The organism is Nitrogeniibacter mangrovi (assembly GCF_010983895.1).
In the GTDB taxonomy this organism is placed as follows: domain Bacteria; phylum Pseudomonadota; class Gammaproteobacteria; order Burkholderiales; family Rhodocyclaceae; genus Nitrogeniibacter; species Nitrogeniibacter mangrovi.
The window spans coordinates 3192562-3205789 of record NZ_CP048836.1 but is presented as its reverse complement, the minus strand read 5'-3'; the positions used below and the strand labels follow the sequence as shown (position 1 = coordinate 3205789).

The 13228-nt window shown below is 69.4% G+C and carries 11 protein-coding genes; 1 reads left to right on the top strand and 10 read right to left on the bottom strand.

What is annotated here, in order from left to right; genetic code table 11:
- The first annotated feature begins 53 nt into the window (after window positions 1-53).
- Window positions 54-1775, top strand: a complete 1722-nt coding sequence (locus tag G3580_RS14910; protein ID WP_173766801.1) for an ATP-binding protein — start codon at window positions 54-56, stop codon at window positions 1773-1775.
- Here G3580_RS14910 and G3580_RS14905 read toward each other — a convergent pair.
- Genes G3580_RS14905 through G3580_RS14860 form a run of 10 tightly spaced genes read right to left on the bottom strand, consistent with a single transcriptional unit; the run spans window position 1757 to window position 13116 of the window.
- Window positions 1757-3100 carry an adenylate/guanylate cyclase domain-containing protein gene (locus G3580_RS14905; protein WP_173766799.1) on the bottom strand — a complete coding sequence of 448 codons (1344 nt, stop codon included), beginning with the start codon at window positions 3098-3100 and terminating at the stop codon, window positions 1757-1759. The two genes, G3580_RS14910 and G3580_RS14905, sit on opposite strands and share 19 nt — an antisense overlap.
- 2 nt (window positions 3101-3102) lie before the next feature.
- Window positions 3103-3783 (bottom strand): type II secretion system protein, encoded by a 681-nt coding sequence (locus tag G3580_RS14900; protein WP_173766797.1) that lies wholly within the window; start codon window positions 3781-3783, stop codon window positions 3103-3105.
- Window positions 3765-4922 (bottom strand): hypothetical protein, encoded by a 1158-nt coding sequence (locus G3580_RS14895; protein ID WP_173766795.1) that lies wholly within the window; start codon window positions 4920-4922, stop codon window positions 3765-3767. Before G3580_RS14895 ends, G3580_RS14900 begins: the two co-directional genes overlap by 19 nt.
- Window positions 4919-5290 carry a hypothetical protein gene (locus tag G3580_RS14890; RefSeq protein WP_173766793.1) on the bottom strand — a complete coding sequence of 124 codons (372 nt, stop codon included), beginning with the start codon at window positions 5288-5290 and terminating at the stop codon, window positions 4919-4921. The genes G3580_RS14895 and G3580_RS14890 overlap by 4 nt, the downstream gene beginning before the upstream one ends.
- On the bottom strand, window positions 5287-5868 hold the full coding sequence (locus G3580_RS14885) for a hypothetical protein (RefSeq protein ID WP_173766791.1): 582 nt from the start codon (window positions 5866-5868) through the stop codon (window positions 5287-5289). Before G3580_RS14885 ends, G3580_RS14890 begins: the two co-directional genes overlap by 4 nt.
- Entirely contained in the window at window positions 5865-7370 is a 1506-nt protein-coding gene (locus G3580_RS20285; protein ID WP_173766789.1) for a hypothetical protein, read from the bottom strand. The genes G3580_RS14885 and G3580_RS20285 overlap by 4 nt, the downstream gene beginning before the upstream one ends.
- A gap of 2 nt (window positions 7371-7372) precedes the next feature.
- On the bottom strand, window positions 7373-8575 hold the full coding sequence (locus G3580_RS14875; protein ID WP_173766787.1) for a type II secretion system F family protein: 1203 nt from the start codon (window positions 8573-8575) through the stop codon (window positions 7373-7375).
- Window positions 8576-8588: 13 nt separating this feature from the next.
- The gene (locus G3580_RS14870) at window positions 8589-10298 is read right to left on the bottom strand and encodes a GspE/PulE family protein (protein ID WP_173766785.1); all 1710 of its coding nucleotides are present in this window, start codon (window positions 10296-10298) and stop codon (window positions 8589-8591) included.
- Window positions 10295-11446: a tetratricopeptide repeat protein gene (locus G3580_RS14865; protein WP_173766783.1), complete on the bottom strand. Its 1152-nt coding sequence runs from the start codon at window positions 11444-11446 to the stop codon at window positions 10295-10297. The genes G3580_RS14870 and G3580_RS14865 overlap by 4 nt, the downstream gene beginning before the upstream one ends.
- Window positions 11443-13116, bottom strand: coding sequence for a pilus (MSHA type) biogenesis protein MshL (locus G3580_RS14860; RefSeq protein WP_228720682.1), 1674 nt, complete (start codon window positions 13114-13116; stop codon window positions 11443-11445). Before G3580_RS14860 ends, G3580_RS14865 begins: the two co-directional genes overlap by 4 nt.
- Window positions 13117-13228 lie beyond the last annotated feature (112 nt).

Sequence of the window (13228 nt, the reverse complement as noted above, 5' to 3'; positions counted from 1 at the left end):
TCGCTGGCGAGGCGCTCATGCCACCGGGGTGTGCGCTCCTCTACAATGGAGGCATGACATCGATTCCGCCCGATGCGGGCGCCCTGCGGGCATCCCTGACCACACGGCTCGCGGCCCGGCCGCAGCGCCTGCTCGCCTTGTGGCTGGGGGCGATGCACCTGGGCTTGCTCCAGGGGCCGGACACGCCGGTCGGGCGCACCCTCATGCTGGTGCATCTGGGACTGTTCCTGATCTGGCAGCCAGTGGTGCGGGGGGCCTACCGGCTCGGCATCCGCGACGTCGTCGTCATGGTCCTGGCGGTCGTCGCCTTCGTTGCCGCGAGCTCGTGGAGCTGGCTGGCGCTGTGGGTGATGGTGCTTGCGGGGGTGGTGGGCGGCGAGGCGTTCATCGCCGTGTCCACGCGCGCGCGCCTGCCCTATCAGCTCGCGGTGGCCTATCTGGTGTGTTGCCTGTTCATCGTCGTACTGCCGCAGGTGGTGCCCGAACCGGTCGGCGAACAGGCGATCTTCGAGGCGCTGGCGGTGACCCTGCTGCCGCTGATGATCGTCGGCGTGGCCTTCGCCGGGGGGCAGTCGCCGCCACCCCGTGCCCGGGCCATCGATTTCCTGTCGGCGATGCTGGTGTTGCTGGTGCTCGGAGTGACCTCGCTGGGTGCGCTGGTGTTCATGTGGCTCAAGCATCTGCCCTATGTGGTGGCGATCCTCTCCGCCCTGTCGGCGATGGCCGGCGCTCTGATCGTGTTGGCCTGGGCTTGGCATCCGCACCTGGGCGGACCGCAGCTGGGCGCCCAGATCGCGCGACGGCTCCTGTCGGCGGGGCTGTCGGTCGAGGAATGGCTCGACCGGGTGGCGGCGCTGTCCCTGGGTACCGACCGGGCGGAGGTGTTCCTGCAGCGGGCCTGCGAGGCCATGCTGGAGATGCCGGGGGTGGCCGGCGGCCGCTGGCGGCTGTCGGCCGGCGCCGAGGGGCGTTTCGGCGAGCACAGTCCGGTGGTGCGCCACTACGGGCAGGATGAACTGACCGTCACCCTGTGCCTGCAACGCGAACCGAGTCCGGCCATGGACTGGCATCTGCGGCTGATGGTGCGATTGCTGGCCGAGTTCTGCCGCGAGAAGCGCCATGCCCGCGAGCTGGAAACGCTGTCCTATCTGCGCGCGGTGCACGAGACCGGTGCGCGCCTGACCCACGACGTCAAGAACCTGCTCCAGTCCCTCAACACCCTGTGCTTCACCGCCACGCGCGGCGATGTGGACATGCCGACCCTGCGCGCCCTGGTGGGGCGGCAGCTGCCGGTGATCTCGGCCCGCCTCGGGCAGACGCTGGAGAAGCTGCGCGATCCGGCGGCTGCGCACGCGGAGCGCGCCGAACTGGGTGCGTGGTGGCAGGCACTCCAGGAGCGCCACGCCGGGTCCCCGGTCGGGTTCGACCGTCTGGCGCAGGGCGGTGATGTGCCCTTGCCCCTGTTCGGCTCCGCCGCCGACAACCTCATCCAGAACGCGCTGGAGAAGCATCAGCTGGACGCACGCGTGAGCATCCAGGTGCGTGCCGGGAGCGATGCGAGTGGGCCCTGGCTGGAGGTGGAGGATAGCGGCTGGCCGGTGGAGGGGATGGTCGCGGGCGAGCTGTTCGACCATCCGGTGCACTCCGACAGTGGCCTGGGCATGGGTCTGTACCAGGTGGCTCGACAGGCCGAGGCGGCGGGTTACCGGCTGAGGCTGGCGGACAACCGCACCGGTTGTGTGCGCTTTCGGCTGGATCAGGCCGGCGTCGGCTGAGTCTTGCGGTCGCGCCGGTTGGCGCGCGATTCGAGCTGGTAGACGATGACCTCGCCCTTGCCCTTGAGGCGGATGCTGGTGCGTTCGGCGAAGCGGTAGCGGCGTTCCAGGTGCATGTGGGTGCGCCGGTCGCACTGGATGGCGTTGGGCGCGCCCTCGGTGGACAGGCGGCTGGCGGTGTTGACGGTGTCGCCCCACAGATCGTAGATGAAGCGCTTCTTGCCCACCACGCCCGCCACCACGGGCCCGGTGCTGATGCCGATGCGCAGGGACAGGGGCAGGCCGACGGCGTCGCTCAGTTCGGTCAGGCCGTCGCGCATGTCGAGCGCCAGATCGGCCATCGCGGCACACGGATCGGCGCAGCGCTGGTCGAGGCCCCCGGCCACCATGTAGGCGTCGCCGATGGTCTTGATCTTCTCGAGGCCATGCTGCTCGACCAGATCGTCGAAGCGGCAGAACACCGTGTTGAGCATGGTGAAGACCTCCTGCGCGCTCAGCGCACTGGCCATGCGGGTGAAACCGACGATGTCGGCGAACATCACGGTGACGCTGTAGAAATCGTCGGCGACGCGCTGATCGTGCTCCTTGAGGCGCGCGGCGACGGCCTCGGGCAGGATGTTCAGCAGCAGGGTCTCGGAGCGCTCCTGGGCTTCGGTGAGCAGGGTCATGGCCTGTTCGAGCCGGTGCTGGATGACCCGTTTCTGTTCGAAGGCGAAACGCAACAGGGCGTACACCAGCCCGGAGATGGCGATGAAGTTGAGCGCGAAGAAGATCACCGAGGTGCGCAGCGACACCACGCTCGGTGCGTCCAGCGTGGCGCCGGCGTCGGCCAGCAGGTAGTCGAACACGCCGGTCAGGGCGGTGAAGAAGACGTAGGCGAAGAACCAGGGCATGGATTCGCGCAAGCCCATCACGAACACCGCGCCGATCGGCGCCATGAGCCCCCACAGGATCACCCCGGAGCCGGAGATGAAATTGCCCATGCTCCACTGCGCCACGAAGGGGAAGAACAGGATCAGGGCGAGCTGGCTGAAGCGGAACCAGCGGAAGTTGCCACTCTGGATGTAGTAGGCCAGGTTGGCCGCCAGCAGGATCTGGAACAGGAACGGCAGCGTGGATGACAGCTTCGGCCCGGTCAGCCAGTACAGCAGCAGCCACAGGCCGGTGGCGATGCTCATCAGGCCGGTGGCGAACACGAGCAGGGATTTGGCCTGGCGGGTCTGGTCGTCGTCGGTCGGGCGCGCGCCGGCATTGCGCAGGCGAGCCATGAACGGCTGCGCGTAATAGGAGAGCTCGTCGTCCAGATCCGGGTGGGGCGTCGTCATGGCTATGGCTTTATGGTCAAAGCGCCGGCCTCGGCCAGACGGGCGATGAGCCCGGGCCGTCCGATCCACAGCACCATATCATCGAACGTCGTCGTTGGCTCGCCCGCCTCGTAGGTGGCCGAGCCACTCTCGAAAACGGCATTCGCGCCATCGGCCGCCCCGTTGGCGCCCAGCGAATACACCAGCGCCACCGCCCGGTTTTCCGACGAGGTCAGGTTGGCGCCGGCGTGGTCGACCACCTGCAGATGATCGGCCGGGGTGTCGTTGTAGATCGGCTGGGTCGTTGTCGCGAAGCCGTGCTCGACCCGGTAGCGCCACGGACGGCCCCAGGGGTCGAGGGCGGGGACGCCGAGCGTGCGCCAGGGCAGGTAGGCGTCGCTCGCGCTGGTCTCGCAGCTGCCGAGCGCAGAGACGACCTCTTCGCCATAGCCGGGCGTGGCACTGCCGAGGATGGTGGTGGGGCAGGGCAGGCGCTTGTTGATGATGGCAAAACCGATCAGGGCGAGCTTGATGTCCTCCAGCGTGGCCGCCGCCTCGCCGCGCTGCTGTGCTTCGGTCTGGGTGCGCAGCGGGATCAGGAGCACGCTGGCGAGTACGGCCAGGATCACGAGAACGACCGCCAGCTCGGCGAGGGTGAAGCCGAGCTGGCGTGCGCGGATGGGGGTCAGGGGGCGGGCAGGCATCGGGCCAGATCCTGTGCGGGGGCGGTGGTGGCGTAATCATGGGCCGCCCAGAAGACATCGGTCTCCGGGGCCTGCAGCGCGCTGACATTGTCTTCGAAATAGGCCGGGTCGCCGCCGGCGGGGCGGTTCTGGGTGCCGCGCGCGGTGCCGGCGAACAGCAGCAGCCCCGCGCAGCCGAGGATGTGGCCGGCCCTGTCGTCGAGGGTCATGCAGGCGGTGCCGGTGGTGCACTTCAGGTATCGGAACTGGTCGGACCATGGCGATGCCCGGTCGTTGTAGGCCGTTACCGGTGGCGCCCCCTCGATCACGTTCCCGATCAGTGTGGTGGCGCCCTCGGGGTCTGGCAGGGGGGCGAGGGCCGACGCCGTGTCGGTCAGCACCGCGCCGATAAGGTCGGCCGTATCGCTGCGCGTGCGCAGCCGGGCATCGAAGACGTCGCTGGCGGCGAGCCAGGCCACCTGGTCGTTGTCGGTGTCGCTGTCGAGGCGGCCGACGGTGATGGTCATGGGGCTGCCGGGCCCGGCAGCGTAGGCGCCTTCGAGATACTGCGCGATGGCCAGCGACGCGTCGCTGGGGCCGTTGCAGGGCTGGCCGGCCAGGAAGACGCGGTGCTGGGCACCCAGCGGCGGACCCGGGGCGAACACCACCGCGACCGCATAGTCGGTGGGTCGCTGGGTCGGATGGCGGGCGCTGCCATCCGGATTGCGCACGATGAACTGGCCGGCGGTGTCCCAGTTCAGGGGGGCGCTCTTCGGGTTGTATTTGAAATTCCCGGCGACGGCATACCAGAGGCATTCGCCGAAGCCGTCGCGCAGCGGCACGGTGCCGAGCGTACGGTAGGGGAGGCGGCCGATGGCAAAATCTCCGGCGCTGCCGCAGGACAGTTCCGCCGCGCCGTCGTTGTCGGTATCGGGGCAGAGCAGATAACCCGTTGACTGGCCCGGATGGGTCAGGTGATAGGACTGCGCGTATTCGAGCAGCAGACGCCGCGCTTCGGCCAGCCGCGCGACGGTGGTCTGCTGCTGGCGCACCTGGCTGGCGATGCGCGATTGCTGGCGCGCAAAGGCCATGGCCAGCGCGCCGAGCAGCAGCACCAGGATCAGGGCGGGCAGCACAAGGCCGGCCTGGCGGCGCTTCATCGTTTGCGCTCGATGCGGATGCGCGGCGCTTCCGCCTCATGGCCGGTCTCGGTGGATTCGCCCACCTTGAGGCGCAGCCAGCGACCGTCGTCCGCTTCGACCGGTGCGGCGTCCGGACTCGGCAGATGGCTCGGCTGGGGCAGCCCGTCGATCCACACCGTGGCTTTGCCGTCACTGCGGCGCACGATGCCGTCGAGCGTGCGCGGTGCGGCCTTTGTGGGCGCGGCGAGGGCCCCGGTCGGGTTGCGGTCCATGGCCTCGCGCTCCTCGGGGGTGAAGAACAGGCGCCCGAGTGGGCCTTGCGCGAGGGCGTTGTGACCGAGGGCGAGCAGGGCCAGACCGAGAGCGATGGGGCGGACGTGTCTCATGAACGTGACCCCTGGCGCAGGGTCAGCCAGCGCAACTCGCAGCGCACCCGCAGGCCGGTCAGTTCTCCGCTCGCACGGTCGAGCTCGCAGTGGCGCGGCTGAACAATGGCGTTGTGGACCGAGGCCAGGTCCGAGAGCATGTCGATGAGCACCTGGCCATGGCGGACCGACATGGACAGGCGCATGCGGCTCTCCATCCAGGTCAGGTCACTCTGGCCTGCGGTGGCGTCGAGCGGCTGCTGGGGCAGGATCTCGTAGCTGATCTCCCCGATGCCGTAGCGTCGGCGTGCCCGATCGAGCGCCTCGACCCAGGACAGCCGCTGTTCCGTGCCGATCAATCCGGCGCGGCGCAGCTCGGCGTACATGCCGATGGCGTGGCGGACATCGCCCTCCTGCTGGCGGGCACGCTGCAAGGCGGTCGAGGCGCGCAGGTGGTCGGCGCGAGCCTGTTCCAGGTGTGCCGCGGCGTCCCGGCTGCGGGCATTGGCGTAGAAGACCGCGGTGGCGCCGAGGGCCACCAGGACCAGCGCGAGGCTCAGTTGCCAGCGCAGCAGGCGCAGGGTCTGCCATGGCGTCATGGGCGCGCCCCCAGGGCGAACTCGACTTCGAATTCGGGGCGCGTGGTGTCGACCTCGTCGGAGGAGGAGCCGCGCAGGGCCTGGTCCGATTGCAGCTGCACCGGCATGCGGGTCATGCGCGCACTGCCGTCGGTGCCCGGGCTCAGATCCTCGACGAAGGCCTGGGCCGTCTCGATCAGGGCGCGCCGGTCGCTGGCGAGCGAGGCCGGCAGTGACAGTCGGGCCCGGCCGGCCGCACCCGGTGCGACCCGGGTATCCGGGGGCGCGTCGCGATAGCGCCAGTCCACCTGCTCGAGGCGGACGTCCCGATGGAGGTCGAGGGCGTGCGACAGGTGGATGAGCCAGCGCGCCGGCGAGGCATCCTCATGGCGCAGGGATTCGAGCGTCTCGACCGCCGGGCGGAGGGCGTCGACGGACACGGGCAGGGGCGGGAGGGCCTGCTGCAGGGCCGCCAGCTGGCGTTGCTGGGCCGCGGTCCGGGCGGCCAGCCCGGCCCGTTCCTGTGCCATCGACTGGCCATCGAACCAGACCTTGCCCGCAAACAGCATGGCGGCGGCGAACAGGGCCAGACCGGTGCCGACCACGGCCTGACGCATCTTCCAGATGCCGTAGTAGCGGGTTTCGCCGGGGTCGGCCAGCTGGGTCGCGCCGGATTCGCGCATCATGCTGCCGAGCAGGATCGGCAGTGCGTTGGAGCCGCGCGGTGTCTCGGCGAGGTTGAGCTTGCGGGCGAGCACGTCGATGGGCAGGTGCTCGAAACGCAGCTCGTCGGTGTCGGCCAGCGCGGGGCGCAGACGTTTGAAATCCGCATCGTTCACCAGCACGTGAACCGTCAGCGGCGCGTTACGCGGGATCAGCCGTTGACCGACCAGATAGGAATGGGTCTTGAGGATCTCCGCCGCGCACTGTGCTTCCAGGCCGATCGGGATGTCGTCGAGGCTCTGCGCGAGGCGGCTGAAGCGCAGCCGGCCCGATTCGAAGAAGGTCTGGCGCATGCCGCCCGGAGTGAAGCACACCAGCAGGCAGCGGGGGCGGTCGCTGGCCAGGCGTTGCATGAGCCGGTCGAGGACCAGGGGCGGTGAATGCACCCCGGTGAGCGCCGCGTGGGCGGCACGCAATGCCTGCAGCCACGGTTCGACCAGGGCCTGCCGGGTCAGGGCGACGAACAGGAAGCGCTCGTCGCGCCGGCCGCCGCGTTCGCGTCCGAGCGACACCGCGGTGCTCAGCGGGGTGCCGAAGAAGGCCTGGCTGCCCTTGCGTTTGAGCATGGCGTCGCGGTCGCCGCCGCGCACATAGGGCAGCACCTCGTGCTGGAAGCCCTCTTCCATCACGTCGACCATCAGCGAGAACAGGCCCGTGCGGTGGCGCTGCACGAACCGCGCGAAGCCGCCGATGCCCGCTTCGGTCGTCGGGAAGCGTTCCATCAGCCGCGTGCGGCCCTGCTTCCAGTGGAAGCAGTGCATGGCGCTGGCGTCGAGATAGAGCAGGTAGCGGGTGGGCATCGTCAGAGCGGCAGCTTGGTGATGATGTCGTAGACGGGGCCGAGCACGGCCATGGCGATGCCGAGCAGGAGGCTGCCGAGCAGGACCATGAGCAGCGGCTCGATCATCGCCTGGAGCCGGTCGACCGACTCGCGCACGTCACGATCGTAAAAGTAGGCCACATTGGCGAGCGCCTCATCAAGCGCACCGGTGTTCTCGCCCACGCGCAGCATGCGCACCACCAGGGGGGGGAACAGTGGGACCGAGGCGAAGGCGCCGGAGACGTTGCGGCCCTCGCCGATGCGTTCGCGCACTTCGCGCAGGCCGTCGGCGACCAGGGTGTTGCCGGAGACGCGTTCGGCGCTTTGCAGGGCGCTGACGATGGGGATGCCGGCGCCGTACATCATGGCGAACAGCCCGGAGAAGCGGGCCAGGATGACCTTGCGCCGGATCGGGCCGAGCAGCGGCAGGGTCAGCATGAGCCGGTCCCAGCTGCGCCGCGCCGAGGGCATCGACTGGATCGAGAGCTGGAGGCCGAGGCCGAGGGCGACCAGGGTGCCGATGATCAGCCACCAGTAGTTCACGAACAGGTCCGAGGCGCCGATCAGCAGCCGCGTGGACAGCGGCAGCTGCTGCCCGGCGAGGCGGAACAGGCCGCTGAGCTGGGGCACCAGAAAGGCCAGCGCGACGCTCAGGGCGATGAGGATGATGATGCTGACGATCGCCGGGTAGATGATCACCTTGCGGCCGAAGGCGGCCAGTTCGTCGTCGCGCTTCAGGTTGTCGCTGATCTCGCGCAGCACATGGGGCAGGTTGCCGGTGGTCTCGCCGGCGCGCAGCAGGTTGCAGAAGACCTCGTCGAACACGGTGGGGTAGCCTTCGGCCGCGTCCGACAGGTTGCGCCCGCCCTCGATGCTTTCGACCAGGCCGGCGACGATCTCGCGGAAGCGGGCGTGTTCGGTGGAGTCGCGCAGGTCGGTCAGCCCCTCGAGGATGGGCACGCCGGCGCGGGTGAGCTGCTCCAGGTGAAAGCAGAAGTTGATCAGCTCGCGCCGCGGGATGCGCTGGCTGCCCAGATGCCCCCGGCCCTTGACCGGATGGCCGTTGACGAAATCCATCTCCATGCGCTTGAGGCGCAGTTCGAGATCGACCAGGTTGACTGCGTCCATCTCGCCGCGCACATGACGCCCGTCGGGGGTGACCGCCTTGTACGCGAACATCACCATGGCCGCGCCCCGCTCACGCCATGCGCTCGGTCAGGTCGACCACCCGCGCCAGTTCGTCGATCGAGGTGACGCCGTCGAGCACGCGCCGCACCCCGTCCTCGGCGAGCGAGCGGAAGCCCTTGGCACGCGCGGCGTTGCGGATGTCGCGCTGGCCGGCACGGCGGGCGATGAGCTCGTCCATGTCCGAGTCCATGCGCATCAGCTCCATGATCGCGGTGCGCCCGCGGTAGCCCTGAAAATCGCAGTGGCTGCAGCCCACCGAGCGGTACAGGGGGGTGCCGATGCGCTCGGCCGACAGGCCCAGCAGGCGCAGCTCCCAGGGCTCGGGGGTGTAGGCCTCCTTGCATTGCGGGCACAGCTTGCGCACCAGGCGCTGGGCGACGATGCCGATCAGGTTGCCGGTCATGATCTCCGGCGTGATGCCCAGATCGAGCAGGCGCGGAATGGCGCCGATGGCGGTGTTGGTGTGCAGGGTCGAATAGACCTGGTGGCCGGTCATGGCGGCGCGGAAGGCCATGCCGGCGGTGTCGGCGTCGCGCACCTCGCCCACCAGGATGATGTCCGGGTCCTGGCGCAGCATGGCGCGCACGCCGTTGGCGAAATCGAGCTTGGCCGTCTCCGAGACCGCGGTCTGGCGGATCATCGCCATCGGGTATTCCACCGGGTCCTCGAGGGTCATGATGTTCAGGCCCTCGGCGTTGATGTGGTTGAGGATGGAATACAGGGTGGTGGTCTTGCCGCTGCCGGTGGGGCCGGTCACCAGGATCAGCCCCTCGGGGCGGGCGATCATGAGCTTAAGCAGGTCGAGCTGGGTGTCGGACAGGCCGAGCCCGTCGAGCGGCACGATGCCCTTCTGGCGGTCGAGCACCCGCAGCACGATGTTCTCGCCATGGATGGTCGGTTGCGCCGAGACGCGGAAATCGACCGGCCGGCCGCTGATGTTGAGCGAGATGCGCCCGTCCTGGGGTGCGCGCGTCTCGGCGATGTTGAGCCCGGCCATCACCTTGATGCGCACCGCCATGGCCGGCCAGTAGCTCTTGTGCAGGGCGCGCACCTGGCGAAGCATGCCGTCGATGCGGTAGCGGATGCGCAGGAAGGCCGATTCGGGCTCGAAGTGGATGTCCGAGGCGTCGCGCTTGACCGCGTTGGACAGCAGCGCGTCGATGAGGCGGACCACCGGCTGGCTGTATTCGTCGGTGGTGCTGGCCAGGGAGCGGAAGTCGATCTCGCCGGTTTCGATCTCGTGCAGGATGCCGTCGATGGACAGCTGGTAGCCGTAGTACTGGTCGATCGCCCGCGAGATCTCCGAGTCCCCGGCCATCAGGGTCTCGATGGCGATGTCCTCGGCGAGCAGGCCGCGCAGCTTGTCCAGCGCCACCACGTCGTTGATGTCGGCGATGGCGATGGTGAGCCGGTTGAGGGTGGCGTCGAAACTCAGGGGTAGCAGGCGGTGGCGCTTGGCGATGTCCTGCGGCACCAACGCGAGCGCCTCCGGGTCGGCGATCGCGTTGGCCAGATCCACGCTCTGCTTGCCGAGGCTGGCCGAGAGCGCGTCGCGCAGGGCCGCTTCGCTGACGAAACCCAGGTCGACCAGCAGGCGGCCGAGGGGGCGGTCGATGCGGGTCTGCTCGAGCAGGGCGATGCGCAGCTGATCCTCGGTGATGATTCCGGTGGCGATCAGGGTCTGGCCGAGCGGTGCCCGGCCCTGGGTGGGCGCATTCACCGGGCCGGCTCCGCCAGCGCCGACAGGCGCGCCTGGACCGCGGCCGGATCGAAGACCGCGGGGCGGCCGGCGGCGGCGTCGAGGGCGCGCCGGTAGAACTCGCGCGCCAGGGCCGGCTGCGCCAGATGGTCGAGGCTTACCGCGAGGTTGTACAGATAGTCCGGGTTGGTGGGCTCGCCGGAGTAGGCGCTGAAGTAGGCCTCCTGGGCCTCGGCCCAGCGTTGCTGGCGGGCCAGTGCGTTGCCCAGCGCGAAGGCTGCCGCCGGCGAGGTCGGCGCCTCGTCGAGCAGGCCGCGCAGGCGCGATTCGTCATCCACGGCCTGCTCGGCGGGCAGCAGGCTGGCCAGCCCCGCGAGCGCCACCGGATCGTCCGGCTGTGCCGTCAGGGTGCGCCGGAACCAGCGGATGGCCTCCGCCGGCCGCTCGGCCTGCATGGCGATGGCGCCCATGCCGTTGAGCGCATCGACATTGTTCGGATCGACATCGAGCTGGGCCTGGTAGGCGGCGGCGGCTTCGTCGAGCCGGCCGGCCTGGTAGGCGGCGTAGCCTTTTTCCAGCAGGGGCGGCACCCGTGCCGGCGTCGGCGTGGTTCGGGTCAGGTGCGGCGTGGCCGGCGGGGCGGGCGCGGCGGCGGGTGTTGCCTCGGCCGCGCGCCCCAGGCTGCCCCGTTGCGGGCGCGATGGCAGGGGCGGTTCGGATTCGGCGGGGGCCGGGGTCGAGGCGTCGTCGGCGAGGCGGCTGGGCGCCGGTGCGGCTTCCGGAACGGGTTCGGCGGCGACCTGGGCGGGCATCGGCGCCGCCGGTTCGGCCGGCATCGCTGGGGCGACGGGGCGCGGGGTGTCGGCCATGGGGCGGATGCCGCCGGCCGGCTGCATCTGCCACCACACGTAGGCGATCAGGGCGAGGCCAGCGAGCACGCCGGCGAGTGCCAGCCACACCAGGCGATTGGGCGTCGCCGTGTCGGCCTTGGTCGCGAACAGGCGCGCGGCGGCTTCGCGATCGGCCGCGCCGGCGTCCGCCTGCGGCGCCGCAGCCGCGGGGGGCGGCGCCATCGGTTCGAGGGACAGCCCTTCCAGGTCGTCGCGATCGGGGCCGGACTTGTCCCGGTCCTGCTCGGCCTTGCGAAGGGCGTCGATCAGCAGACTCATGGCTGCGATGGCGGGGTCGTGCGGGGGGCGAAGTTGCGGGTGCCCGGCACCGGGTCACGGGTGAAGAATTCCCGGTCCGGCAGCCGCCGCGCCATGGCCGGGCTCATGAAGCCGTCGTCCACGACGACCGGGCGCAGGAAGATGACCAGCTCGGTCTTCTTGACCGCGTTGTCGCGCTCGGTGAAGGCCTCGCCGAACAGGGGGATCTGGCCCACCAGCGGGATCCGGCCGGTCTTGTAGTCGATGCGGTCTTCCATGAGCCCGCCCAGGACCGCGATCTGGCCGCTGCGCAGGCGCAGCACCGACTCGATCTCGCGGGTGCGGATCTGAGGCACCAGGTTCTGGATGTTGGCCGCGGCCAGCTGCGGGTTGGGGTCTTCCTTGAGGTCGGAGATGCTCGAGATGGTGGGGCGTACGTTGAGGGTCACTTCCCCGGTGTCGGCGATCTGCGGCGTGATCGACATCACCATGCCGACGGACACCGACTGCGGCGTGGTGGTGAAGGTGGTGCGGCTGTCCACGTTGGCGGTGGAGACGGTCTCGGCCTTGACGTTGAAGTAGACGAATTCGTCGACCACCTTGAGCATCGCGGTCTGGTTGTTGAGCACCGCCAGGCGCGGGCTGGAGAGCACCTTGACGGTGCCGAAGGCCTCGAGCAGGTCGACGTTGATGTCCAGGTTCTTGCTCAGGTAGCTGACCGTGAACGGCGCCAGCGAGCTGCCCACGTTGGTGCCCAGACTGGGGCCGGAGATGCCCCAGGTCTTGCCGCCCAAGTGCGACCAGTCGATGCCCTGCTGGTAGCTGTCGTTGAGCGCCACTTCGACGATGGTGGCCTCGATCATGACCTGGCGGCGGGCGGCCGCCACCACCTTGTCGATGAATTCGCGCACCTTGGCATGCTGGCGCGCGGTGGCGCGCACGTTCACGATGCCGCTCTCGCGGTTGACGATGACCGAAGCGGCCTCGCGGAAGCGCGATTCGCCGTCCTTGCCGGCCACCGCGGCGGCGGGCAGGACCTTGTCGGTCTCCTTGAGCAGATCCTTGATGTTCGCCTCGATCGAGGTCCAGAAGGCGTTGCTGGAGGTGTTTTCGATGCGCGTGCTGGAGATGTTGCCGTTGCTGCCGGCGCTGTTCTGGGCGCCCGTGCCGGCGCCGCCGCCGTTGGTGGCGATCTGGGTGTTGGTGGACACGGTGCCCGAGGCCGTGCGGTTCATGTTCACGTAGTCGATCTTGTAGGCGTGCAGGTAGGGCGTGTCGGGCATCACCTCCAGGTTGGGGCCATGCTGCTCGTAGCGCATGTCCACCTGCTGGGCGATGCGCTCGAGCAGCTGGGGCAGGGTCTGGTTGATGGCGTTGAGCGTCACGCGGCCGCTCAGGCCCGGATGGATGTCCACGTTGACCTTGGCATCGCGCGCCAGGGCGAACAGCAGTTCGCGCACGTCCACATCGTTGACGACCACCGAGTAGGTTTCCGCCTTGGCCACCGGCTTGGGCGGCGGCAGGCTGAAGCTGCGCGAGACCGGGGGCGGGATCGGCGTGGCGGCCGCGCGTGTCGTGGCGGGCAGGTCGGCCGAACGCAGATGGCCGTCGGGCGGGGTGGCGCGCGGCAGCATCGAGCAGGCCGGCAGACCGAGTGATGCCAGCATCAGGAACGCGAGGCGTGAATTCATGCGTATGTCGGGACCGGAAACGCAACCATGTTAAACGTTTGTGCATGAACTTCAATCATTTCATGCAGATGCGCCCCGTATTGAAAGTGGATTGAAGCGGGCGTCATTGATG